22 protein-coding genes and 1 pseudogene are annotated in these 23275 nt (G+C 61.3%); 13 read left to right on the top strand and 10 right to left on the bottom strand.

Annotated features, from left to right (window positions below):
* Nucleotides 1–195: 195 nt before the first annotated feature.
* Both aroC and KUV46_11225 read right to left on the bottom strand, forming a co-directional pair.
* Nucleotides 196–1284: a chorismate synthase gene (aroC, locus tag KUV46_11220; GenBank protein ID QYI99912.1), complete on the bottom strand. Its 1089-nt coding sequence runs from the start codon at nucleotides 1282–1284 to the stop codon at nucleotides 196–198.
* 32 nt (nucleotides 1285–1316) lie between these two features.
* Nucleotides 1317–2297 (bottom strand): malate dehydrogenase, encoded by a 981-nt coding sequence (locus KUV46_11225; GenBank protein ID QYI99913.1) that lies wholly within the window; start codon nucleotides 2295–2297, stop codon nucleotides 1317–1319.
* A 181-nt stretch (nucleotides 2298–2478) separates the two neighbouring features.
* On the opposite strand from KUV46_11225, the gene KUV46_11230 reads away from it, so the two are divergent.
* A complete protein-coding gene (locus KUV46_11230) occupies nucleotides 2479–3234 on the top strand; it encodes an SDR family oxidoreductase (GenBank protein QYI99914.1) in 756 nt (251 codons plus the stop codon).
* 21 nt (nucleotides 3235–3255) lie between these two features.
* On the top strand, nucleotides 3256–3918 hold the full coding sequence (pdxH, locus tag KUV46_11235) for a pyridoxamine 5'-phosphate oxidase (protein ID QYI99915.1): 663 nt from the start codon (nucleotides 3256–3258) through the stop codon (nucleotides 3916–3918).
* A gap of 88 nt (nucleotides 3919–4006) precedes the next feature.
* Here the strand turns inward: pdxH and KUV46_11240 are convergent, their stop codons facing one another.
* From KUV46_11240 to KUV46_11255, 4 genes are all read right to left on the bottom strand, one after another.
* Entirely contained in the window at nucleotides 4007–4456 is a 450-nt protein-coding gene (locus KUV46_11240; protein QYI99916.1) for a hypothetical protein, read from the bottom strand.
* A 251-nt stretch (nucleotides 4457–4707) separates the two neighbouring features.
* On the bottom strand, nucleotides 4708–5580 hold the full coding sequence (locus KUV46_11245) for a fatty acid desaturase (GenBank protein QYI99917.1): 873 nt from the start codon (nucleotides 5578–5580) through the stop codon (nucleotides 4708–4710).
* Entirely contained in the window at nucleotides 5580–5744 is a 165-nt protein-coding gene (locus KUV46_11250; protein ID QYI99918.1) for a hypothetical protein, read from the bottom strand. The genes KUV46_11245 and KUV46_11250 overlap by 1 nt, the downstream gene beginning before the upstream one ends.
* A gap of 207 nt (nucleotides 5745–5951) precedes the next feature.
* Nucleotides 5952–6944, bottom strand: a complete 993-nt coding sequence (locus KUV46_11255) for a glycerophosphodiester phosphodiesterase family protein (protein ID QYI99919.1) — start codon at nucleotides 6942–6944, stop codon at nucleotides 5952–5954.
* 96 nt (nucleotides 6945–7040) lie between these two features.
* Between KUV46_11255 and KUV46_11260 the strand changes: the two genes are divergently transcribed.
* From KUV46_11260 to KUV46_11275, 4 genes are all read left to right on the top strand, one after another.
* Nucleotides 7041–8663 (top strand): long-chain-fatty-acid--CoA ligase, encoded by a 1623-nt coding sequence (locus KUV46_11260; GenBank protein QYI99920.1) that lies wholly within the window; start codon nucleotides 7041–7043, stop codon nucleotides 8661–8663.
* Between the two features lie 16 nt (nucleotides 8664–8679).
* The gene (locus tag KUV46_11265; GenBank protein QYI99921.1) at nucleotides 8680–9441 is read left to right on the top strand and encodes an SDR family oxidoreductase; all 762 of its coding nucleotides are present in this window, start codon (nucleotides 8680–8682) and stop codon (nucleotides 9439–9441) included.
* Nucleotides 9442–9530: 89 nt separating this feature from the next.
* Nucleotides 9531–10427, top strand: coding sequence for a DUF1499 domain-containing protein (locus tag KUV46_11270; protein QYI99922.1), 897 nt, complete (start codon nucleotides 9531–9533; stop codon nucleotides 10425–10427).
* Nucleotides 10428–10707: 280 nt separating this feature from the next.
* Entirely contained in the window at nucleotides 10708–11403 is a 696-nt protein-coding gene (locus KUV46_11275) for a DJ-1/PfpI family protein (GenBank protein QYI99923.1), read from the top strand.
* Between the two features lie 148 nt (nucleotides 11404–11551).
* Here KUV46_11275 and KUV46_11280 read toward each other — a convergent pair whose 3' ends face one another.
* The 3 genes from KUV46_11280 to KUV46_11290 form a co-directional block, all read right to left on the bottom strand.
* Nucleotides 11552–12463, bottom strand: coding sequence for an MBL fold metallo-hydrolase (locus KUV46_11280; GenBank protein QYI99924.1), 912 nt, complete (start codon nucleotides 12461–12463; stop codon nucleotides 11552–11554).
* A gap of 43 nt (nucleotides 12464–12506) precedes the next feature.
* On the bottom strand, nucleotides 12507–13442 hold the full coding sequence (locus tag KUV46_11285; GenBank protein QYI99925.1) for a hypothetical protein: 936 nt from the start codon (nucleotides 13440–13442) through the stop codon (nucleotides 12507–12509).
* 138 nt (nucleotides 13443–13580) lie between these two features.
* A complete protein-coding gene (locus KUV46_11290) occupies nucleotides 13581–13991 on the bottom strand; it encodes a TIGR01244 family phosphatase (protein QYI99926.1) in 411 nt (136 codons plus the stop codon).
* 164 nt (nucleotides 13992–14155) lie between these two features.
* Here KUV46_11290 and KUV46_11295 point away from each other — a divergent pair.
* From KUV46_11295 to KUV46_11305, 3 genes and pseudogenes are all read left to right on the top strand, one after another.
* Nucleotides 14156–15085: pseudogene (locus KUV46_11295) on the top strand (ABC transporter permease subunit).
* Between the two features lie 17 nt (nucleotides 15086–15102).
* Nucleotides 15103–15987: an ABC transporter permease subunit gene (locus tag KUV46_11300; protein ID QYJ02396.1), complete on the top strand. Its 885-nt coding sequence runs from the start codon at nucleotides 15103–15105 to the stop codon at nucleotides 15985–15987.
* Nucleotides 15988–16016: 29 nt separating this feature from the next.
* The gene (locus KUV46_11305) at nucleotides 16017–16895 is read left to right on the top strand and encodes a thioesterase family protein (GenBank protein ID QYI99927.1); all 879 of its coding nucleotides are present in this window, start codon (nucleotides 16017–16019) and stop codon (nucleotides 16893–16895) included.
* Nucleotides 16896–17149: 254 nt separating this feature from the next.
* On the opposite strand, the gene KUV46_11310 is transcribed toward KUV46_11305, so the two are convergent.
* The gene (locus KUV46_11310) at nucleotides 17150–17707 is read right to left on the bottom strand and encodes a hypothetical protein (protein QYI99928.1); all 558 of its coding nucleotides are present in this window, start codon (nucleotides 17705–17707) and stop codon (nucleotides 17150–17152) included.
* A 55-nt stretch (nucleotides 17708–17762) separates the two neighbouring features.
* On the opposite strand from KUV46_11310, the gene KUV46_11315 reads away from it, so the two are divergent.
* The 4 genes from KUV46_11315 to hisG all read left to right on the top strand — a co-directional run bounded on the left by KUV46_11315 (nucleotide 17763) and on the right by hisG (nucleotide 22931).
* Entirely contained in the window at nucleotides 17763–19136 is a 1374-nt protein-coding gene (locus KUV46_11315) for a potassium transporter KtrB (protein ID QYI99929.1), read from the top strand.
* A 266-nt stretch (nucleotides 19137–19402) separates the two neighbouring features.
* Nucleotides 19403–20893 carry a histidine--tRNA ligase gene (gene hisS, locus KUV46_11320; GenBank protein QYI99930.1) on the top strand — a complete coding sequence of 497 codons (1491 nt, stop codon included), beginning with the start codon at nucleotides 19403–19405 and terminating at the stop codon, nucleotides 20891–20893.
* Nucleotides 20890–21990, top strand: coding sequence for an ATP phosphoribosyltransferase regulatory subunit (locus tag KUV46_11325; GenBank protein QYI99931.1), 1101 nt, complete (start codon nucleotides 20890–20892; stop codon nucleotides 21988–21990). Before hisS ends, KUV46_11325 begins: the two co-directional genes overlap by 4 nt.
* On the top strand, nucleotides 21987–22931 hold the full coding sequence (hisG, locus tag KUV46_11330) for an ATP phosphoribosyltransferase (protein ID QYI99932.1): 945 nt from the start codon (nucleotides 21987–21989) through the stop codon (nucleotides 22929–22931). Before KUV46_11325 ends, hisG begins: the two co-directional genes overlap by 4 nt.
* Nucleotides 22932–23275: the final 344 nt, after the last annotated feature.

Here is a 23275-nt window from a genome sequence, read left to right on the forward strand (position 1 = left end):
TCTCGATTTCTCTGACGGTGTAGAGCCCGGCGAAAGGTCGAAAACCTGGTACCATGAGCCTAACGCGGACTATTCAACCCGGATGATTTGCTCAAGGGATCTAATGAACGCGCTCGGCTCTTATTAAGCCGATAGCCGTCTTTCATGGCGCGCTCTTGTCCTCGGACATCGCCGAGGATGAGGGCGCCTACCTGACTAACCCATCTGCCCGCGATGACGCAGCTTTGCGTCCGCCAGCACGCAGGCCATCATCGCTTCGGCGACAGGCACAGCGCGAATTCCGACGCAGGGGTCGTGGCGGCCTTTTGTGCGCACATCGACTTCGTCGCCGTCGCGGGTCACAGAGCGGGTTTGCGACAGGATGGATGAGGTCGGCTTGATCGCGACGCGGACCACAACGTCCTGACCCGTGCTGATACCACCTGCGACGCCGCCATTGTTGTTCGACAGGAAGCGCACGCCTTCTTTGCCCATGCGCATCTCGTCGGCGTTCTCTTCGCCAGAATATGAAGCGGAGGCAAAACCAGCGCCAATCTCGACGCCCTTCGCGGCATTGATGCTCATCATGGCGCTCGCAAGTTCGCTGTCGAGCTTGCCATAGATGGGCGCGCCCCATCCGGCAGGCACGCCTGAGGCGTGGACCTCGACAATGGCACCGGCGCTGGAGCCAGCCTTGCGGGTCTCGTCCAGAAAGTCTTCCCACTGCGCGGCCGTCTTGGCGTCCGGGCACCAGAAAGGGTTCTTCCCCGTCTCGTCCCAGTCCCAGTTTTCCGGGTCGATCATGTGCGGGCCGATCTGGATCACGGCGCCGCGGATCGTAATGCTATCACCCAGAACACGCCGCGCTACGGCGCCTGCAGCAACCCGCATCGCGGTTTCGCGCGCAGAGCTGCGCCCGCCGCCGCGATAGTCGCGGATCCCGTATTTCCGGTCATAGGCATAGTCGGCATGGCCGGGGCGGTAACGGTCCCGGATTTCCGAATAGTCCTTGGAGCGCTGGTCGACATTCTCAATCATCATCGAGATGGGCGTGCCGGTCGTGACCTGGCCATCCGTGCGGTCGTCAGCGAAGACGCCGGAGAGGATGCGCACCTCGTCCGGCTCCTTGCGCTGGGTCACGAAGCGGCTGGTGCCGGGCTTTCTCTTGTCGAGGAAGCCCTGCACATAAGCCTCATCCAGCGGCAGGTTTGGCGGACAGCCATCCACCACGCATCCGATCGCCGCCCCGTGGCTTTCGCCCCAGGTGGTCACGCGGAAGAGGTGGCCGAACGTATTGTGCGACATGGCTGCCCGTCTTTTTCAGGAGGTCCGAGGCCCTAGGCGAACAGGTGCTCGACAGCGGCGCGCTCTTCGCGCAGCTCCGCATCGGTTGCATCCATCTTGCCGCGCGAGAATTCATTGATCTCGAGGCCCTGGACGATCTCATACTTGCCGTCCTTGCAGGTGCACGGATAGCCATAGATGACGCCCGGCTCGATGCCGTAGGAGCCGTCGGACGGAATGCCCATGGACACCCACTCGCCTTCAGGCGTGCCGAGGGCCCAGCTGCGCATATGGTCGATGGCGGCAGAGGCAGCCGAAGCGGCAGAGGAGGCACCGCGTGCCTTGATGATCGCCGCGCCGCGCTGCTGCACGTCGGGGATGAAGGTGTCGGTGTACCAGGCATCGTCGACCTGCGGCTTGGCGTCTTTGCCTTTGACCGTTGCGTGGTGGATGTCCGGATACTGGGTCGCCGAGTGGTTGCCCCAGATGATGACGTTCTTGATGTCGGTATTGTGCGCGCCGGTCTTCTCGGCGAGCTGGCTCATCGCGCGGTTATGGTCGAGACGGACCATGGCGGTGAAGCATTTCGGGTCGAGGTCCGGTGCGTTCTGCTGGGCGATGAGCGCGTTCGTGTTGGCCGGGTTGCCAACAACGAGGACTTTCACATCGCGCGAGGCGTGATCGTTGATCGCCTTGCCTTGTGGGCCAAAGATGCCGCCATTGGCTGACAGCAGGTCCTTGCGCTCCATGCCCTGCTTGCGCGGCATCGCGCCGACGAGCAACGCATAATCGCAATCCTTGAAGGCGACGTTCGGGTCATCGGTCTGCACGATCTTGTTCAGCAGCGGGAAGGCGCAGTCATTGAGCTCCATCGTCACGCCTTCGAGCGCGCCGAGGGCCGGGGTGATTTCGAGCAGGTGAAGATCTACGGGCTGGTCCGGGCCCAGCATGTCGCCAGCGGCGATACGGAAGAGCAGGGCGTAACCGATCTGACCGGCGGCACCTGTAACGGCAACTTTGACGGGCTTTTTCATGGGAGGTTTCCTTCCAGCATTGGCGTTCTGTCTATTGCGCGCATCAATGGCGAATTTGGAGGGCGAGGGCAAGCGCCGCACATGGCCGCAGCGCGCTCACCCTGCGCCAGTTTGCTGTTTGAAAGGGCTGGCGAACGCAATACGCTCATCAGCACAGAGAAAAGATGAGGAGGAAGAAAGCATGACATACGACTTCAAAGGCAAGAATGCCGTCGTGACCGGCGCGAGCCGCGGCATCGGACGGGCCATCGCAAAGACGCTGGCCGAGGGCGGCGCGCGCCTTGCCCTCGTCGCTCGCAGTGTCGAGGCGCTCGAGGAACTGGCCAAGGAGCTGCCCGGTGAGCCGGTTGTTATTCACGCTGACCTTGGCTCATCCGATGGCTGGAAGCCGACGGCAGAAGCCATCCTGGAACAGCTCGGCCCCGTCGATATCCTCGTGAACAATGCCGGCGTCAGCGTGCATGAGCCGGCCGGCCGCGTCACGGAAGACGGCCTCGACAACACGCTGAATGTAAATGTCCGCAATTTGATCCTGCTCACCGACGCACTGACCGACAGCCTGAAGTCGCGCAAAGGCAATGTCGTGAACATCTCGTCGGTGTCTGCCAGCACGGGCAGCATCGGCCAGATCGCCTACTCGGCCTCCAAGGGCGCGGTAAATTCCATGACGCGCAATATGTCGATCGACCTCGGCCGGGCAGGGGTCCGCGTGAACGCTGTCGCGCCGGGCGTGATCGATGATGGCATGTGGACGACTGCTTTCGAGAGCGGACTTGACCGGGAGAAGACGATGGCGGGCATCGCCAAAGTCATCCCGCTGGAAGGGCGCTGGGGCAGTGCGCAGAACATTGCTGATGCTGTCGCATTCCTCGCCTCGGACAAGGCAGACTATATTACCGGACAGGTGCTGCGCGTAGATGGCGGCATCCTCGCCTGATCACGACTGAAAGAGCAGAAGATGAGCGACAAGAGTGTCATCCCGCCAACGCCGACAGAGGCGGACTATAAGCGCGACAGTGAAGGAAATCCGCTGATCCCGGATGTTGCTGACCCGCTTGCCCTGTTCAGGGACTGGATGGCGACGGCGCGCGAGAAGGAGCTCAACGACTCCAACGCCATGTCGCTCGCCACTGTTGACGGTCACGGGCGCCCGGACGTGCGGGTGGTGCTTCTGAAGTCGGTCGGTGAGGAGGGCTTCACCTTCTACACCAACTTTGAAAGCGCCAAGGGTGAGCAGTTGAAGGCCAGCCCGCATGCGGCGCTCGGTTTTCACTGGAAGTCTCTGCGCCGGCAGGTCCGCGTGCGCGGCAGCGTCATCTCTGTGCCGGATGCAGAAGCCGACGAGTATTTCGCCTCACGCGCCAAGGCGAGCCGGATCAGCGCGATCGCGTCCGATCAGTCCCGCCCGCTGCCATCGCGCGATGTCTTTGCCCAGCGTATCGACGCGCTGAGCGAGGAATATGATGGCCGCGAGGATATTCCGCGTCCTGACAATTGGGGCGGCTACCGGGTGGTGCCGGAAAGCATCGAGTTCTGGCAGGACCAGGCCTTCCGGATGCATGACCGGCTGAAATTCACCATGAAGAACGGCGTCTGGACACCCGAGCGGCTCTACCCCTAGAGCAAGTTCGGAGCAAACGGGATCGTTTGCGAACGGATACTTGCGCAAAAACAAGGACATAAAAAGGCAGGCCGCCCGGGCCCAAAGGTCAGATCAGGCCAGCGCTGTCGCGTTGCACGATGAGGTGCGGCACCCCATCGCTGGTCTTGTCCCAGGAGATACCCTCCTCGGAGATCATCGCGCTGACGCGTTGGCGAAGGCCGGAAAAGCTATCGAATTCAACCACATCCACAGGTTCATCAAAGTGGAGTGTGATCTCATAGCCCATGCCGCCGGCAAGCTCTCGCACACCATGCACGCGGCCTTCGAAGGGCTGTTTCAGATAGCGTCCAGACACACGCTCACCGACCTGGATCGGCACGTCGGCCTGGTTCGACAGGCGCGCTGACGCGGTGTTCCAGTCGCGATAGCCAAGCTTGTGCGCCACCGCTTCGAGCGCGCGGGCATGGCTGAGGCTTTCGCCGCGCTGGGCTGCCTCGGCACGTAGTTCTCGCGCATGGGCTTTTGCCTGCGCTCTCGTCGTAATGTTGAGTGACATCTTCCGTTCGTCTTTCACATCGATAGACCGGGCGCATGATGCGGATGTTCGCCTTACCGCTGGACCGGTCCCCTGATGGGAAGGACAGTTCCGGGAGGACGAGGCTTTCGCCCCGGAGATCTTCACCATCGGACTATTCGTCCGGCGAACGGCAGGCGTCTCTCACCTTGGGGCGGGCACATACGCCTGATCGGGCGAAACGTCAATCAATTTGGGAAAGGCCGCAGAAAAGCGGGAAGGTGCGGGCGGCGCTAAAGGTCTTCGACCCGGGCGCCCTGTGCTTCCAGTACCGGCTTCATTTCCCAATAGGCTTCGGGCGTGCGCAGGAAAGGGATGCGCGGGTGCAGGTGGTGCACGATGTGGTACTGCATGCCGAGCGAGCCAATGTTGCCGAGCGCGGCGCGGAAGCTGCGGGTATGGCGGTAGCGGGCGGTTTCATTGGCCGGGTGATGCGGCGCCCAGCTCAGATAATACTGGATATAGATATAGCCGACATGGTGCGGCAGCCACCAGAGCGCCGCTGCCTCGATGGCGTGGCCGCTCCAGGCGAGCGCGAACAGCGTCAGAAACCAGGCAGACCTGTAAAGCGCAGCGGTTCTTAGCACATCCGTCCTGCCAAGCCGCTTCAAGGTCCGGCCATAGGCATTATAGCCGCCCTTTGCGCGCGGCTGGACGTTCTGGATCGCCTGCCAGATGGCGCTGAGCGGTCCCGGTGCACGCGAGCTGTAATCGGGATCATGCTCAGGATGGTTCGTGTGCTTGTGATGCTCTCTATGGGTCACCCGGGCGAGGCCATAAGGCAGGGCAAGCGGAATGGTTGAGACATGTCCAACCAGTTCGTTCAGCCAGCGCAGCTTTGAGCCGGGACGCGCGATAATGTCGTGCTGAGCCTCATGTGAGGGAAGGTAGCCGATAATCGCAAGGATGGTTGCAGCGATAAAACCTGACCATGCCGGGATGACATCCATCAGCACCAGCGGCCAGAGCGCCAGCCATCCGACGAATACGCCAATGCCTGCCGTGACGGCGAGCCACGGAAACTTGCCGATATGCCTGCGGGCGATATCGCGTTCGATACGCGCCAGTTCCTTTGGCGTCAGGGATGAGAGATCGCGGTTCGACATCAGATCCAGCGCCCCCGGATCTGTGCGGGAACGGCAAGTGCCATGGCGATGAGGAAGCCAGCGAGCAGCGGCGTCATACCGAATGGAAGTGACACATTCGCAGCGATGAGTAGCTGGGCGGCAAGCGGGGTCAGGAAGCCGAGGCCGAATAGCATCGGTCCCAATTTGAATATTCGACGCAGCAAACGCTTCTGCATAGCCGGATAAACCCCCTTCACAGAACTCAGGCTGGCGGTGGGACATGTGTTCCCATTGGCCAACCGGCTCTTCTACTGAGGATTAATCGCCCCAAAAGGTGAATATTATCTTTCCAAAGATAAAATTTTGAAGCCTTTTGGGCGGACTCCGCATCGCTGAAAGCCTTCCCCTGTCTAGTCGAGACAGGTTTCAGTTGCGTTTACAAAACGCGCCGGAAGCCCATTGTCACTCACAAGTCTGTAAGGCGTGTCGGTTGCGAGCAAAACAAGGCCGTTTTCTATCAGTGATACGTATTCCGAGGGGTCGCCATCGGCCCAGTATTGATCGTCGAGGCGCTCGCCCGGGCGGCCAAGCGTGCCGAACGCGCTTTCGATATCCTTGCTGGCAAGCCCGCGCCACTTGCCGAAGCTTGGCTCGCGCGTGCCCGTCCATGCGACGAGCTTGTCAGGATCAACACCGCCTTCGAGGAGGGCGGCTTCATGCTCGCGGTTGCCGACGCCTGCCGTCATCATCAGGTCTGGCGCAATCTCGGCGACCTGCCAGGCTTCCTCATCCGAATAGGTGATGATGATGACATTGTCCTCGGCGCCAGCCGTGCGGACCTCACCGATGATATTGCGGAAGCTAGTTGTTTCCTTGCGGTCGAGTTCGAGGATCGCGCCTGTCTCCACCGCCCATTCCAGCGCGTCGGCCAGCGTTGGCGGATTGAAGGAGGTGACCCGGCCCTCATTATCAACGAGACGCAGCTGCGAAATCTCGCTCCAGCTTGTGTCGGCCACAGGGCCTTCACCCGTTGTCGTGCGGGTGAGGGAGCGGTCATGCATCAGGAAGAGGACACCATCCCGGCTCTCGGCAACGTCGATCTCCATCATCGGAATACCGGCATCGAGGGCGTGCTGGAATGTCTCCACGGCGTTTTCCGGGAAACCGGGGGCAGGGCCGCCGCGATGAGCAGCGATGAGCACGCCGCCTTCTTCGCGCACGCAATCGAACAGCCGGGGCAGGTCGCGCCCGCCTGAAACGGGCGTTGCAGCTTGTTCCTGCTCGACGGATGATTCTGCTGGCGCGGTATCAGAGGTCTCGGCTGGCGCCGTCGCGGCCTCGTTGCAGCCTGTCAGAACCGTGCCCAGCATCAGGGCGCTCGCCAGAAAATAAGTCTGGGACATTTGACCTCGCTCGCCATCGCTTGCCGTTGAAGTAGCTGGGACATAGAAGAAACCGAACGCCACGGAAACCCGTGAAAAAAATCTGGAGGAAAGAACATGCACGGCTTGATGCAAAACTGGCAGCTCACCGTCGACAAGGTGCTCGACCATGCCGCTCACAATCATGGCGACCGCGAGATCGTCACCCGCGAAGTCGAAGGCAATGTCACGCGCACGACGTACAAGGCGATCCATGAGCGCGCCAAGATGGTGTCCTCGGCGCTGAAGGGAGAGGGCATCAAGCTCGGCGACCGCGTTGCAACGCTGGCCTGGAACACGGCCTGCCACATGGAAGCCTGGTATGGCACGATGGGCATCGGCGCCGTGCTGCACACGATCAATCCGCGCCTTCACCCCGATCAGGTCGCCTGGATCGCGAACCATGCAGAAGACCGTATCCTGATGTTCGATACGAGCTTCCTGCCGCTGGTCGAGGCGGCAAAGCCGCAGATCAAGACGATCGAGAAGTACATCATCCTGACCTCTCCGGAGAACATGCCGGAAAACTCGCTGGGCGCGGTTTCCTATGAGGACTGGATCAAGGGCAAGTCGACGGATGTTATCTGGGGCGACTTTGATGAGCAGACCGCCTGCGGCCTCTGCTATACGTCCGGTACAACAGGCAATCCGAAGGGCGTGCTCTATTCGCACCGCTCCAACGTGCTCCACACCTTCATCACCATGGGCGTCGATACGCTCGGCATGGGCGCAGCAGACGTGGTTCTGCCGGTCGTGCCGATGTTCCACGCCAATGCCTGGGGTCTCGCCTTTGCGTGTCCGGCGACGGGCGCGAAATTGGTCATGCCGGGCGCCGACATGTCCGGCAAGGCGATCTATGAGCTCCTCGACAAGGAGAAGGTCACGATCACGGCCGCCGTGCCGACCGTCTGGCTCCTGCTGCTCACCTATCTTCAGGAAAACAATCTGAAGCTGCCACACCTTCGCAAGGTCGTGATTGGCGGGTCGGCTGTGCCTGAGAAGATCCTGCGCGCCTTTGAAGAGGACTATGATGTCGACGTCTTCCACGCATGGGGCATGACAGAGCTGTCGCCGATGGGTACGCTCGGCGCGCTGCCGCCTAGCCTGATCGACGCCTCCCACGAAGAGCAGATGGAATTCAAGCTGAAGCAGGGCCGTCCGCCATTCGGTGTGGAGCTCAAGATCATCGACGATGAAGGCAAGACGCTGCCGCGCGACGGCAAGACGTCCGGCCGCCTCGTCTGCCGCGGCCCGGCCATCTCGAAATCCTACTTCAAGGCCGATGAGCTCGCGATTGATGGCGATGGCTGGTTTGACACAGGCGACGTTGCGACGCTCGACCAGTACTCGACCATGCAGATCACCGACCGCGCCAAGGACGTCATCAAGTCCGGCGGTGAGTGGATCAGCTCCATCGACATCGAGAATTTTGCTGTCGGTCACCCGAAAGTCGCGAACGCTGCCGCTATCGGCATCTACCACCCGAAATGGGATGAGCGGCCGCTCCTGATCGTGCAGCCTGCACCGGGCGAAAACCCAAGCAAGGAAGACGTTCTCAAACAGCTTGAAGGCAAGATCGCCAAATGGTGGACGCCGGATGATGTCCAGTTCGTCGACGAGATCCCGCTCGGCGCGACCGGCAAGATCAACAAGCTGAAACTCCGCGAGATGTTCGCAGACTACAAGCTGCCGACGGCCTGATCCGATGGATCTGAATTTGAAGGACAAAGTGGTCTTTGTCGCGGGCGCTAGCCGCGGCATCGGCCTCGGGATCGTTGAAACACTTCTCGAAGAAGGCGCGCGCGTTGCCATTGCGGCGCGCGGCGCTGAGAAGCTTGAAGAAGAGCGCGCCCGCCTCGCTAGCCAGTATGGAGAGGATCGTCTCTGGGCGCGTGCCGGAGACCTGCGCGAGACAAAGACGCTCGAAGAGATGGTCGACGCCATCGAGAGCGAGTTCGGCCCGCTTTGGGGCGCAGTCGCCAATGTCGGCCTTCATCCTTGCCCTCCAGGCTTCGATGTCGATGACGACACCTGGACGGCCGGCATGCAGCAGAACCTCGACAGCGCCTTCCGCCTTGCCCGCACCTGCCTGCGCAAGATGGAGCCACGCCGAGAAGGGTCGATCGTCGCTATTTCTTCCATCGCTGGCATGGGCGCGCTGGGCACGCCGCTCACCTATGGCACAGCCAAGGCGGCGATGAACCATATGGTCAAGGAGCTGGCCCGTGTCGTCGGGCCAGCCGGGATCCGCATCAATGCCATCTCACCGGGCAATATCATCTTCCCGGGCGGGTCCTGGGAAGAACGCAGCGGGGGTGAGCGCGGCGATGTCTGGAAGAAGTGGATACGACGCGAAGTCCCGCTCCAGCGCTTCGGCAAACCAGAAGAAATCGGGTCGGCCGCAGCATATCTTCTTAGTGAGCGGGCAAGTTTCGTGACTGGGGCGATTATCCCTGTCGATGGCGGCCAGACGCGATAGCCGCCGCTTCCTCAAGGGGAAGGTTTGTCAAAGCACGGGCCTGAGTTAAATCTCAGCGCAGTTTCATAGGTACAGTCGGGGAGGCTGGAATGAGCGATACGACGAAAAAGGCTGGATGGCGTTTGACCGTGGCGGGCGCCGCGCTCGGCGTGTCGATCTTTACGGTGCTCTGGTTTGCCGCTGCAGCGCTTGGCTCGAAGTTCGGGCTCTGGAGCTGGCAGTTCGGCCTCGGCACTCTGGTCATGCAGTGGGGCAAGTGGCTGACCTTCCTGGCGCTTGGCCTCTCGGTTATCGCAATGATTGTCGCTTTGATCAAAGCGCCGCGCTTCCAGCCCGGCTTGCTCGCGCTGGCGGCCCTCCTCATTGCGCTAATGGTCTTCTTCCGGCTCGCAGGGTTTGGGGCGCAGGCCGCATCGCTTCCGCCGATCCATGACGTCCAGACCGACTGGTCAGAGCCGATTGCGCTTTCTGAATCGCTCATTGCCCAGCGCCGCAGCGACGGCGCGCTCAATGAAGTTCAGGATGATCCGACCATTGATGAGAGCGCTGATGGCCGCTGGCCGGGCATGGGCGGGCGCCGCGTCGCCGAAGTGCAGGAAGAAGCCGAGCGCGAACGCACCGTGGACGGTGAGACGGTTGAGCCTGCTTACGACCGTCCGATTGAACCGGTCTATTTCGATCAGTCGCCGGGTGAGATCGCCTCCTACGCGCTCCAGATCGCTGAAAGCCGCGGCTGGGACATCTTCTCGCGTCCGGAAACCGGTCAGGATGTCGAACGCACCACGCTTGAGGCCACCGAAACCTCGACCTGGTTCGGCTTCAAGGATGACGTCGCCATCCGCATCCGTGCTGTTGAAGGGGCAACCCGCGTCGACATGCGCTCCATCAGCCGCGTGGGCCTTTCCGACCTCGGCATGAACGCGCGCCGCGTCTCCACCTTCATGGACGAACTGGAATCACGCGCAGACGGCCGCCGCCAGCCTTAGCTTCACGCGCTCAATTCCACCTGCGAAGAAGACCGCCTCCCCACCGAAAGGTGGGGTCCATGGCGGCTGGGCTCTCAACCGCCATGGGTCCCAGCTTTCGCTGGGAGGGCGGAAGAGGGCAGCTCAAAAATTCATTTTCAGATGCATCGACCGGTGACTGACTTGGCAGTATAAAAGGACTGCCGCGTGACTGGCGCTTGGGTGGTTTACCACCGGGGAGCGCGGCGTTGACACGCCGTGCGCCTGGGCATGAACCTCACCTTTCAAAGGAGGGCTGCCAATGTCTGAGCTTTCACCAATCTCTGTCGCTTTTCTCGTCTTTCCGAACGTCACCCAGCTTGACCTGACAGGGCCTGCGCAGGTGCTCTCGCGGCTGGGCAACACGACCGTGGATCTTGTCTGGAAGACGAAAGACCCCGTGCCGACGGATGCGGGTTTTGCGTTGCTGCCGACCAAGACATGTGCCGATATTGAAAGCGCCGACATTCTCTGCGTCCCGGGCGGGTTTGGCACAATGGATATCATCCAGGACGAAGAGACGCTTGGCTGGGTGCGGAAGGTGGGCGCTGACGCAAGTTGGATCACCAGCGTCTGCACAGGTTCCATCGTGCTCGGCGCGGCGGGCCTCCTCAAAGGCTACCGCGCCACGAGCCATTGGGCATCGCATGATCAGCTCGCTTTCTTCGGCGCGGAGCCGGTGAAGCAGCGCGTCGTCTTCGACCGCAACCGGGTGACGGGCGGCGGGGTAACGTCCGGCATCGATTTTGGTCTCGCCCTCGCGGCAAAGATCAGAGGCGAAGACCACGCCAGATTCATCCAGCTTTCCATCGAGTATGACCCGCAGCCGCCTTTCGATAGCGGCTCACCTGACAAGGCTGATGCGGCGACGCTGGAGCGTTATTGGGGGCTGGTGAACAAGTCCGCACCCGGGCGAAGCGACAAGGTCAAAGCGATAGCGAAGGGGCTCGGCTTCTAGCCACTGCCCTGCCGGGCAGGCCACCCGCGCGGCCAGATGGGCCTCGTCCTTCGACTTCGCTCAGGATGAGCCTATTGGGGACAAAGTCTGTCAGAGAGACAAATCGCACCCTCATCCTGAGCCTGTCGAAGGATGAAGCCGCAATGCGCTACGACGTCTGTTGCAGCGCCTTCCAGCGGAACTCGGAACGCACCGTCGGACTGGCATCGGTGGTCTCTACGCGGCCTTCCTCGACGAGCTTCAGCATATGGCCGAGGACGGAAAGGGCAGCGGCCGGGTGCAGGCGTTTGTCGACGTCGGCATACATGGTCTCGACCATTTTCGGGATGTTGGTTTCACCCGCTTCGAGATGCTTGATGATGGCCGATTCCCGGTCGAGACGGTGATTGCGATAGGACTGGATAAAGCCGTTCACATCCTCGCGGATCGGCGAGCCATGCGTGGGCCACATGATGTCGAAATTGCGCTCCTCGATCTTGTCGAGCGAGCGCATATAGTCGCCCATATTGCCATCCGGCGGCGCCACGATCGTCGTTGACCAGCCCATGATGTGATCGCCGGTCAGGCAGGCATTCTCTTCGCGAAGGCCAAAGCAGAGATGGTTGCAGGTGTGGCCGGGCGTCTCGATCACGTCCAGCGTCCAGCCGGGGCCGGAGATGACGTCGCCATCACCGATCTGGACGTCCGGCATGAAGCCGAGATCGTCGGCAGAGCCAAGCTCACCTTTTGCGGTCGGCACGCCCGAATTCTTCGCATAGGTCAGGCAGCCGGCCCAGTCGGCCAGAGGCTTTGCCAGTGGCGAATGGTCTGAATGGCCATGCGTGACGAGCACATGCGTGATCGTCTCGTTCTTGAGGATTTCTTTCAGCGCGTCGAAATGCTCGGACTGGTCAGGACCCGGATCAATGACCGCGACCTTGCCGTGGCCAATGATGTAGACGCCTGTACCGACAAAGGTGAACGGGCCAGGATTGTTCGCGATCACCCGGCGGATGAGCGGGCTGACCTGCTCGACCTTGCCATATTCGAAGTCGATATCTTTGATGTATGGAATTCCCAAGTGAACTCCCTCACCTTGAATTGTGAAACTTTACTTGCCTGTCTCAGGCGCTGCGGCGTGGGGCGAAAGCGAGGACGAAGGCGCGTGCCATGCGCCGGGTCGCTTTCAGCTTGTCACCCAGATTGAGGGCGACGGGCGGGCCCATATCCGTCTTGTTCGCGTCGACAATGAAGATCTTGCCGGACTTGCGGTCGCGCAGCACGTCTACGCCGCCCCATTCAAGGCCGATTTCCTTTGCGAAGGCAGAGATCACCTCGATCTCCTCGGCCGAGTAGCATTTGCGCGGCTCATCCAGGATGACGTCGACATTCTCGTTCAGGAAACGGCGCGCGATCGGCCGGCGCTTGCGGAACACCACGGTCGGTGCGCCGCCAACGATGCAGCAGCGCAGGTCTTCGACGAGGCCGCCTTCGATCTCATTGTCGATGAGGCGCTGATAGGTCTTGCCGTCGAGCGGCTCCATCGGGCCCTCGATGATGCGACCATCATGACATGCATTCTTTTCGGACTTCTCGACCATAGGCCCATCAAATGTCCGCGGATCGACTTTCAGGCTGTAGCCTGCTGCGCGCCCAAAGCTTTCGGCGACGCAGGTCTTGGAGATGTCATTGCAGCCGAAATTCACGAGCCGGGCGCCCGGTTTCGTCTTCGGCTTGCCCGAATCCACATGCGTAGAGTCGTCGAACTGGAAGACAATGTCGGCTTGCGAGACGTCAGAGATCAGCTTCGCGCCGGAGGCATGCATGACGGGCCAGATGAAGTACCAGGGGCGCGGCTTGTCAGGATGGAAGGCGATGGTTGGGCGCTTGTGCCCGGTAATGCGGCGCCAGGTGCGCCAAGACTGAGCCATGGTGTAGAAGGTCAGCCAGGTGAAAATGTCGTTTGCCAGCTGACGGTTAGCAGGCACGCGGTGGCCGGTTTTCTTCACCAGCCAGGCGCCATCTTCATACTTGAAATCTGCCAGCCAATTTCTGGACATGCATTATCCCCTGCGTGCGGACGATGGTCAGTTCATGACCGGCGCCGGAATCGCACGACTTCCTCTCAGCTTCAATTCATAAAGCCCTGAAGTTTCGTGATCAAACTTTTACTGCCGCTATCGCTGCGACAGGTCCGCCTAGAGCAGGGGCTTGAGACCGGAGAGGTCATAGCCAGCAGCTGCGCCAGCCTCGATGATCTCATCCGACTGGCCCTGGCCGCCATGGCTGAGCGCCCAGGCCGTGATCGAGCGTGTACCTGTGCGGCAATAGGCAAGTGCGGGGGCAGGGGCCTCTGCGAGAATCGAGTTCATGCGCTCGATGATCTCTGGTGTCGGAGCGCCTGAGAAAGGCAAGGCGACAAAGGTCAGGCCAAGCTCTTCTGCGCGGGCGCGGATCGTGCCCATGCGCGGCTGGTCAACGCCGCCTTCACCATCGGGCCGGTTGGCAATGATGGTCTTGAAACCAGCCTTTGCGATGGCGTCTACATCGTCTTCGGAAATTTGCGGCGCGACAGAAAAACTGTCTGTCACGTTTCGGATATCGGCCATCTGGTACCTCGGTGTCATGTAGCGTTGACAAGCATTCGTCTGGCGTGAACCTAGGAAGCCACTGGCGGGCTGCCAAGTCCGCCTTTCGCCTCTGTTTGAAGATCGCCTGAGAGTTTCCTTACGTGTCAGCGCTGCAGCGAAGCCTTTCCCGCATTCCTTGGGCCTATGTGATCCGGCGTTTGCTGTTCGCGATCCCGACACTTCTGGTCATCATTGCTGTCGCATTTTTCATGATGCGGCTTGCCCCTGGCGGCCCGTTTGACGGCGAGCGCAAGCTGAACGCAGCCACTGAAGCGGCCATCGCCGCCAAGTTCGGCATGGACCAGCCGCTCTGGAAGCAGTTTGTCGATTACCTTCTGGGCGTCGTCCAGGGCGATTTCGGCCCGTCGATGAAGACGCTCGGCAAGAGCGTGAATGATCTGATCGCTGATGGCCTTCCTGTCAGCCTCGCCATCGGGTCGATGTCCATGCTGGTCGCGCTGATCGTCGGCACGGGGCTTGGTATCTTTGCAGGCCTTCGCCAGAACACAGCAGGCGATTACACCGTCATGGGCTTTGCCATGGCGGGCATCTCAATCCCGACATTCGTGACCGGCCCGCTCTTGATTCTCGCCTTTGCGCTCGGCGCAGGCTGGTTCGCTGTCGGCGGGCTGGGTGAGTATCCAAATATCGGGATGAGCTTCAACAATATGACCCTGCCGGTCCTGACGCTCGCCCTGCCGCAGATCGCTATCATTTCGCGCCTGATGCGCGCTTCGACGATTGAGACGATGCGCTCGCCTCATGTGCGCACCGCTCGCGCCAAGGGTCTGCTGGAGCGCAAGGTCATTATGCGCCACGTCCTGCCATCTGCGATCCTGCCGCTGGTGTCTTACGCCGGCCCGGCCATGGCGCGCGTGATGACCGGTTCACTCGTCATCGAGCGCATCTTCGGCCTGCCGGGCATGGGCTCCTACTTTGTCGACGGCGCCATCAACCGTGACTACACGCTCGTGATGGGCGCGCTGATCATCTATGCAACGCTGATCGTGCTGTTCAACCTGATCGCCGACATCCTCTACGCACTCCTCGATCCGAAAGTGAAATACGACTGATGGTCGACACACTGGACATGACAGGCCGGAAGGATCCGGTCGAACAGGCTCTCGCTGGCGGTCGCTCGCTCTGGGATGATGCCAAGCGTCGCCTGTTCAACAACAAGGCGGCCGTGATCTCCATGTGGGTGCTCGGCGTGATGATCTTCCTCGCCGCCTTTGGCCCAATGCTGTGGGTGCACGACTATAGCCGCATCTCGGCGCAGACAGAGCTCGCCCCGACTTTCGAGAACTGGCACCTGCTCGGCACCGATGAGCAGGGCCGCGACCTTGTCGCGCGCAACCTGCTCGGCCTTCGCATTTCGCTGGCCGTGGGCATGGTCGCAACGCTCGTCTCGCTGGTCATCGGCGTCACCTGGGGCGCAATTGCCGGCTATGTTGGCGGGCGCACCGACAATCTCATGATGCGGTTCGTGGACGTGCTTTATGCCATGCCGTTCATCTTCTTCGTGATCCTGCTGCTGACCGTTTTTGGCCGCAACATCATCCTGATCTTCGCTGCCATCGGCGCTGTGGAGTGGCTCACCATGAGCCGGATCGTGCGTGGCCAGACCCTCGCCATCAAGGGCAAGGAATTCATCGAGGCCGCCCGCGCTGCAGGCGTTTCTGGCCCGGCCATTATCCGCCGCCATATCCTGCCAAACGTGGTTGGTCCGGTCGCCGTCTATGTGACGCTGACCATCCCGGTCGTCATCATGGCAGAGAGCTTCCTCTCTTTCCTCGGTCTTGGCGTGAATGAGCCGCTGACCTCGCTCGGCGTGCTGATCTCAAACGGCGCAAAGGAAATGCAGGACAAGCCTTGGCTGCTCATGGCGCCTGCCATCCTGATGGCGGTGACGCTGCTCTGCCTCAACTTCATCGGCGATGGCCTGCGCGACGCGCTCGACCCGAAAGAGCGCTAGACGCTGCGTCACCTTCCAAGCGGCTTTTCATGCCAGCAAAATTTGCGCTAAAGCCCAACGCCATGACAGACGCGCCCTTCATTGATCTCAAATCGACTCACAATCCCTATCGCTGGTACCTGCCGGTTGAGGAGCGCTATTGCGTCGGCCCGCCCGGCAAGAAATTCCTGTTTGGCGGCGTCGGCCTCGGTATCGCGATTACGGCGCTGGAGCGCACGACAGGGCGCCCCTGCATCTGGGCGACAGCGCAGTACCTCTCTTTTGCCAATCCGCCGGATGTGCTCGACGTCGATGTCCGCTCGCCCGTGGTCGGCAAGAACATCACCCAGGCGCGTGTTCTCGGCCATATCAAGGACCGCGAGATCTTTACGGTGAACGCCGCCGTGGGTGAGCGCGAGTCCGAACATTCCCAGCAATGGCAGACCAAGCCCGACGTCGCGCGGCCAGAGGACTGCCCGCCCATGCCGCGCTTCGACAAGCACAATGTCGACTTGCACCATTATCTCGACATGCGCGTTGCGCAGGGGCGTTACTCACCGGACCGCGCTATCGAAGGGGGCAGCAGCAAGGATGGCCGCGTCGTCCTTTGGGGCCGATCGAAGACGGGTCATCCGATCGATTCGGCCATGCTCGCCATCATCAATGACTTCGTCCCCTCAGGCACCAGCCATGCGCTCGGCCTGCCTGCTGGCGCGAACTCGCTCGACAATACGCTGCGCATTCATCAGATCGTTAAGACTGAATGGGTCTGCTGCGACATCCAGATTGAGGGCGTGCACAATGGCTTTGTGCATGGACGCGTCGCCATGTTCGCCGACGATGGCACGCTGATGGCCACCGGAAGCCAGTCCGGCATCATCCGCTTCTTCGACCCTGAGGCGTTCAAGGCACGGTTCGAAAAGTCCTGATTTTCGGGAGAAGGCGGCGCTAAAACACGCCGCAAAAGTGCCGGGGTGCATTCTGTCACCAGGTCCGGCTTTTTGGGGACGCAGCCATTCTGGCCGTGCGGGGGATAGGACAGGCTGCAGGCTTTCTGCCCGCAGCTGATCTGTCATCGGAAAAGCATTCTGCCTTCCTGACCTAGACTATGCGCGAGGGGGGCGAAGCGTTCCCAATTATCTGCAGAAAAATAAAGTGTCCCAGAATGGGTCAGCTGTAATGTCTATTGCAGGATAGCGTGGGTTGCAGCGGAGTTCGCTGCGCAGCTGTTCTGACCTGTATGCAGCTCGGCGGGACGGCCCTTTTCAGCTGACAAAGCGGCGGCCGCAGCAATGGCTTCCGCGTCGGAAAACATGGTCGCAAGACGCTTCAGACTGTCTTCGCGCGCATCCGGCGTTTCAGCGCTTTCCAGCGCCATGAGCTGCGTTTCGCCTTCCTCGGCCATACCGCGGAAGATGCAGCCAAGGTCAGACGGCCCGCCTGAACCATCGATCCAGCTGCCAAGACGCCCGGCGGTCAGCGCAAAGCGGCCAATCTCGGTCTCATAACTGTCGGGAATATCGGCATCGCTCTCCAGAAGCTCGATCGTATCTTCGTAAAGCGCGCTCGCCTTTGTCCCCCAGTCCCGGGCAAGGTCCGGCGACGCTGCCGCTGAGAAGGGCAGGGCGACAAGGACAAGTGAGGCGATCAGACGTTTCATCGGGATACAGCTTTCATAATTCTCCTGAGACGCGAAGCAAGCGCAATGCCAGTCGCCTGGCAGGAATGCCAGTGAAACCATTCTTTTGTCCGCGCGTTTGGACCCGCACATTTTGAGGGAGGCTGACAGCCACCAGATGCCAACAGAAACGTCCGGTCGCAAACAACGATCGTTTCTGAGCAATTTGTGGCGGGGCACGCGCCTTGCCATGCTCCGCACCAATCCCGCCAAGCTTCTTGTCGTTGGTTATGCTGGCTACATGCTGGCCGGCTGGCTGCTGCTTTCGCTTCCTTTCGCGCATGAGGGAACGGTCGAGGCGATCGACAATTTCTTCATCGCCGTTTCAGCGGTCTCGACGACGGGTCTCGTCACGGTGGACCCCGGCTCGAATTACAGCTTCTTCGGCGAATTGATCATCCTCCTCCTGATCCAGGTGGGCGGCGTCGGATACATGACGATCGGGTCTTTCGCGGTCATGGCGACGGCGCACAAGCTCTCGCCGCTTCGCGAGAAGATGACCCGTGCCGCCTTCGCACTCCCGAAGGATCTGAAGCCCGGCCATTTCATTCTCACAGTCGTGATCTTCACGCTGGTCTGCGAAGCGATCGGCGCGCTGGCGCTCTATTTCATCTTCGCGGGGGCAGGTCAGGACGACGCCATCTGGAGCGCCATTTTCCATGCTGTTTCTGCGTTCTGTACGGCCGGCTTCAGCCTCAACCCGAACAGTTTCGAGGCCTATAGCGGTAATGTGGGGCTGAACGTCGTCATATCGGTGCTCAGCTTGCTTGGCGCGATGGGCTTTCTGGTCATCCATGACGTCTGGCGCAATTTCACGTCGGCAGCCTTCCATCTCGGTTTCACCACGAAGGTGATCCTTCGCATTACCGGGGCCTTTCTGTTCATAGGCACGCTCGTCCTGTTCGTGGCCGACCCGGGCATCGCAGCCCTGCAGCCGACAGAGCGTCTGCTCGCGGCTTTCTTCCAGACGATGACGGCAACCACGACAGTCGGCTTCAACACGGTGCCGATCGGTGCACTTTCCATGTCCGTGCTGATGGTTCTGTTTGTACTGATGGCAGTTGGTGCATCGCCTTCGGGGACAGGGGGCGGTTTGAAGACGACCACTTTCGCTGCCTTGCTGGCGATCATGCGCTCCACGCTGAAACAGCGCAGCCGCGTACGCTTCTTCAAACGTCCAATCGCGGCGTCACGCCTTCAGGCAGCTGGCGCTTCGGCGGTCTACTTCATCGTGCTTCTGGCCGTCGCGGTCTTTCTGCTCGGTCTCACGGATCCGCAATTCACCTTCGACCGCGTTGTGTTCGAGGTCATTTCGGCACTCGGCACGGTTGGCCTCTCCATGGGCATAACGGGTGATCTGTCTTCGCTCGGAAAGCTCATCATAATTGTCCTTATGACAGCGGGCCGCGTTGGCATCCTGACATTCGGTATCGCCATCGCCATGCATGATGAGACGCGGGCTGAAGAAGAGGACAATGAACTTCTCATCTAGGGGGCTGCTTGACTTCCCCCGGTGCGCTCCATATCCAGCCCGGTAATGAACACAACGCTGTATCACCATCATCACCACGCGTGACGCGCCGCATGAGGCGCGAACCGGTCCGGCTGCGCCTCTCTCACAGTGTTCATCTTCTAACATTGAACCGCCAGAGGCCCGCAGACGGATAGCTCCGGTCCCGCGTCTTGTTGCCCGCGTCTGCTTCACTCTTATCCCGGCTTCGTCTAAGCGGAGCGCGCACGACCAGACAGGACTAGCAAATGGCCAAGAAGAAACAGGACGCCGACGCCCAGAAAAGCGGCAAGGACCTCGCGCGAAAGCCGCGCGGTTTTCCTGACCGCCGCGAGGCGCTGATCCATGCACAGGCCGAGATGATCGACCGCGTCACATCGGTCTATCGCCGCTGGGGGTTCGAGGCGCTTGATACCGGCGCATGGGAATATGCTGATGCCCTCGGCAAGTTCCTGCCTGACGATGACCGCCCGAATGCGGGTGTCTTCTCCATGCAGGATGATGACGAGCAGTGGATCTCGCTGCGCTATGACCTGACCGCGCCGCTTGCCCGTTTTGCCGCTGAGAACTGGCAGACCCTGCCAAAGCCATTCCGCCGCTATGCGGCCGGTCCCGTCTGGCGCAATGAAAAGCCGGGCCCTGGCCGCTTCCGTGAATTCCTGCAATGCGACGCCGATACGGTTGGCGCGGCAGGCGCGCATGCGGATGCTGAAATGGTCGCCATGGCGGCTGAGGCGATGCGTGCGGCGGGCGCAGGCGACGGCGAGTTTGCTGTTCGCGTGAATACGCGTCGCCTGCTCAATGCGGTCCTCGATGGCGTCGGGGCCAATAGCGACACGGCCCGCCTCACAATCCTCCGCGCACTCGACAAGCTGGACCGGCTTGGCGAAGACGGTGTCAAGCTCCTCCTCGGCCCGGGCCGCGAAGACGAAAGCGGCGACTTCACCAAGGGCGCAGGGCTTGGCACGTCAGAGATTGACCGCGTGATGGCATTCGCAAAAGCGGGTCGCCCGACACGCGGCGAAACGCTTGAAGCGCTTGGCCGCGCCGTGGGGACCGGCGAAGAGGCTGAGGCTGGCCTTGCCGAACTCACCGCCATCGCACGCGGGCTCGAAGCCTTCAATTGTCCGGATACGGATGTCCTGTTCGACCCGTCCGTCGTGCGCGGCCTTGAATACTATACCGGCCCTGTCTTCGAGGCTGAGCTGCTGCGTGAGACGGTCGATGAGGGTGGCAACACCGTCCGCATCGGCTCCGTTGGCGGCGGTGGACGCTACGATGATCTCGTCGCCCGCTTTACAGGTGAGAAAGTGCCTGCGACGGGCTTCTCGGTCGGCATCTCACGCCTCGCGACAGCTTTTGCCATCTCTGGGGAGATCGAGACGCTGAACGGCCCGGTCGTCATCGTCAACATGAACCGGGACGATCCGACTGAAGCGCTGAAACTCGCGACGGAGCTTCGCGCCGCCGGTATCCGCGCTGAGGCCTATATGGGCAGCTCCGGCATGCGGCCTCAGATGAAATATGCTGACCGTCGCGGCGCGCCCGTCGCTGTCATGGTCGGTGAGGATGAGATCGCCAAGGGCGTCGTCACCATCAAGGACCTGAAAGAGGGCGCCAAACAGGCCGCCGCGATCAAGTCCAATGAGGAATACCGCGAAGCCCGCCCCGGCCAGTTCGAAGCCCCGCGCAGCGAAATGGTCGCCCGCATCCGCGAAATCGTGGAGGCGTCCGAATGAGTACGCCAGCTGACATTTTCTCCCGCCTCGGCGGCGATATCGTCGATCCGCCCATTGTCATGCCGGCCAGCCAGCCGCTGGAGCTTTCGGGCGAAGCGGTTCGCGCGCGCCTCTGCGTCTTCGTGAATGAACTCGGCGAAGAATGTGCGCTCCGCCCCGACCTCACCCTCCCTGTCGCACTGGCGCAGGCCGAAGAGGGCGTGGGCGGCGAGACGGTCAAACGCTATGCAGCGCGGGCCTTCCGCCTGCCAGCTGTCGCGGGCGATGCACTGGAGTTTACGCAGGTCGGGTTTGAGCGCTATGGCGCGCCGTCCAATGCCGACACCGATGCCGAAACCTTCGCCCTCGTCTGCGAAGCCGCGGGTACCGCTGGCGTCACCGCTTGCGAAGCACGCATGGGTGACCTCGCCGTCTTCCCGGCTTTCGTCGATGCACTCGGCCTCGCGCCGGGTCTGGCCGACGCGCTGAAGCGGGCTTTCCGTCAGGCAGGCGGTGTCTCCGCGCTCCTGAACTCTGGAGGCTCTCAGCCGGTCCACGGCCTCGCCGCCCGCCTCAAGGGCGCGCGCCCGAAGGAGGCGAAAGCCATTGTCGCCGACATCTTCGCGCTTGCTGGCATACAGCCTCAGGGCCACCGCACCCTTGATGAGATTGTCGAAGGCCTTCTGGCGCAGGCCGCTGACGCCGAGCATGGCGCGGCGCCTGACACAGCGCGCCAGACGCTCGAAGCCGTCATGGCTGTGAACTGCCCGCCCGCGCAGGCGGCAGACAAGCTGCTGGCCATTTCCCGTCAGGCAGGCCTTGAAGGCCTCGACCCGGTCCTCGACCGGCTGCAGACGCGGACCGACCGCATGAGCGCGCTTGCGCCCGCTTTCATGACCGATGCGCGCTTCGGCACGCCATTCGGCCGCCGTTTCAACTATTATGATGGCTTCCTGTTTGAGCTGTTTCATCCGGGGCAAGCCGATGGCCGCCGCCCATTCGGGGCAGGGGGGCGCTATGACACGCTGCTGGCGCGCCTCTCGGGCGGCAAGGTCGAAGCGACCGGCATTGGCGGCGTCGTCCGCCCGGATCGCCTGACAAAAGGAGCCACCGCATGACCCGGCTCAAACTCGCTATCCCGTCCAAGGGACGCCTCAAGGACAATGCAGAGAACTGGCTTGCCCGCGCTGGCTTCAAACTGCGCCAGTCCGGTGGTGACCGCGGCTATACCGCAGAGCTGAAAGGCCTGCCCGAGGCCGACGTGCTGCTCCTCTCTGCGCGTGAAATCGCGCAGGGCCTGATCGATGGCTCTTTCCATATAGGTGTGACTGGTGAGGATCTGCTCAATGACCTCTCGGCTGACCTTGCCCGCGACGCATCCGTCATCAAGCGGCTCGAATTCGGCGGGGCCGACGTGGTCGTCGCCGTGCCTTCGGCCTGGCTCGACGTGAACACGATGGCCGACCTCGAAGCTGCTGGTGCCCGTTTCCGACAGCGTCATGGCCGCCGCATGAAAGTCGCCACAAAGTATCTTCGCCTCACGCGAAACTATTTCGCGCAGAAGTCCGTCGGTGAGTATCGCCTCGTCGAAAGCGCGGGCGCGACAGAGGCCGCCCCGGCCTCCGGCCAGGCCGAAGTCATCGTCGACATTACGTCGACCGGCACGACGCTCCGCGCCAATAGTCTCAAGGTTCTCGATGATGGCGTGATCCTGAAAAGCCGCGCTGCCCTCGCTGGCTCGCTTCGCGCCGACTGGTCGGGCGGGGCGAAAGACGTTCTTCAGAAACTGCTCGCCTCGATCGAAGCGGTCGAATCGGCAGACGCGACCAGCCTCCTCGTCGTTGGCGGAAGGGTCGAAGAATCACTGCGCGCCGAGCTTGGCCTCACAGAGGTCTCGGCCAATTCCTTCCTCAGCCCATCCGAGAAAGCGGTGGAAAATGCCCGGAAACTCACTGAATCCGGCGTTAATTCTGTCTCGATCCTGAAGTCGGACTTCATTTTTTCCCAGGCGACGCCCTCCTATGAGGCATTCATTGCCCAATTTTCGACACGTGCTTGACTCTGTGACAGAAAATTAGCATTCAGATGAGGCAAGTTTCTGGGAGGAAACGCTGCAATACTTTTTACGGGCGCGGCCACAAGCCGCGCCTTTTTTTATGCCCCGATCAAGTTGCGTTGGGACCCGTCGTCAGACCACCAAAAGAAAAAGGCCCCGGTGGGGCCTTCAAGGGTAAGTCTCTGCTTTTGGAGGGCCCGGCTGGCGGCTCAGGGTCAGGGCGTCAGGGTTTGCAACCAGCCGGGCTTTGTTATTATTGTTTTTCAATATATTACTTATCGATAAACGTCAAGCGCTTATCGAAAAACATTATGAAATCTTCGTAATCCAGCCCATTCGGTGAGCGG

Source organism: Thalassovita mediterranea (genome assembly GCA_019448215.1).
Classification (GTDB): Bacteria; Pseudomonadota; Alphaproteobacteria; order Caulobacterales; family Hyphomonadaceae; genus Henriciella.

Coding starts and splice junctions, on each gene's coding strand:
- aroC (QYI99912.1), bottom strand. CDS start 1,284: ATGTCGCACAATACGTTCGGCCACCTCTTCCGCGTGACCACCTGGGGC.
- KUV46_11225 (QYI99913.1), bottom strand. CDS start 2,297: ATGAAAAAGCCCGTCAAAGTTGCCGTTACAGGTGCCGCCGGTCAGATC.
- KUV46_11230 (QYI99914.1), top strand. CDS start 2,479: ATGACATACGACTTCAAAGGCAAGAATGCCGTCGTGACCGGCGCGAGC.
- pdxH (QYI99915.1), top strand. CDS start 3,256: ATGAGCGACAAGAGTGTCATCCCGCCAACGCCGACAGAGGCGGACTAT.
- KUV46_11240 (QYI99916.1), bottom strand. CDS start 4,456: ATGTCACTCAACATTACGACGAGAGCGCAGGCAAAAGCCCATGCGCGA.
- KUV46_11245 (QYI99917.1), bottom strand. CDS start 5,580: ATGTCGAACCGCGATCTCTCATCCCTGACGCCAAAGGAACTGGCGCGT.
- KUV46_11255 (QYI99919.1), bottom strand. CDS start 6,944: ATGTCCCAGACTTATTTTCTGGCGAGCGCCCTGATGCTGGGCACGGTT.
- KUV46_11260 (QYI99920.1), top strand. CDS start 7,041: ATGCACGGCTTGATGCAAAACTGGCAGCTCACCGTCGACAAGGTGCTC.
- KUV46_11270 (QYI99922.1), top strand. CDS start 9,531: ATGAGCGATACGACGAAAAAGGCTGGATGGCGTTTGACCGTGGCGGGC.
- KUV46_11275 (QYI99923.1), top strand. CDS start 10,708: ATGTCTGAGCTTTCACCAATCTCTGTCGCTTTTCTCGTCTTTCCGAAC.
- KUV46_11285 (QYI99925.1), bottom strand. CDS start 13,442: ATGTCCAGAAATTGGCTGGCAGATTTCAAGTATGAAGATGGCGCCTGG.
- KUV46_11290 (QYI99926.1), bottom strand. CDS start 13,991: ATGGCCGATATCCGAAACGTGACAGACAGTTTTTCTGTCGCGCCGCAA.
- KUV46_11300 (QYJ02396.1), top strand. CDS start 15,103: ATGACAGGCCGGAAGGATCCGGTCGAACAGGCTCTCGCTGGCGGTCGC.
- KUV46_11305 (QYI99927.1), top strand. CDS start 16,017: ATGCCAGCAAAATTTGCGCTAAAGCCCAACGCCATGACAGACGCGCCC.
- KUV46_11310 (QYI99928.1), bottom strand. CDS start 17,707: ATGGTTTCACTGGCATTCCTGCCAGGCGACTGGCATTGCGCTTGCTTC.
- KUV46_11315 (QYI99929.1), top strand. CDS start 17,763: ATGCCAACAGAAACGTCCGGTCGCAAACAACGATCGTTTCTGAGCAAT.
- hisS (QYI99930.1), top strand. CDS start 19,403: ATGGCCAAGAAGAAACAGGACGCCGACGCCCAGAAAAGCGGCAAGGAC.
- KUV46_11325 (QYI99931.1), top strand. CDS start 20,890: ATGAGTACGCCAGCTGACATTTTCTCCCGCCTCGGCGGCGATATCGTC.
- hisG (QYI99932.1), top strand. CDS start 21,987: ATGACCCGGCTCAAACTCGCTATCCCGTCCAAGGGACGCCTCAAGGAC.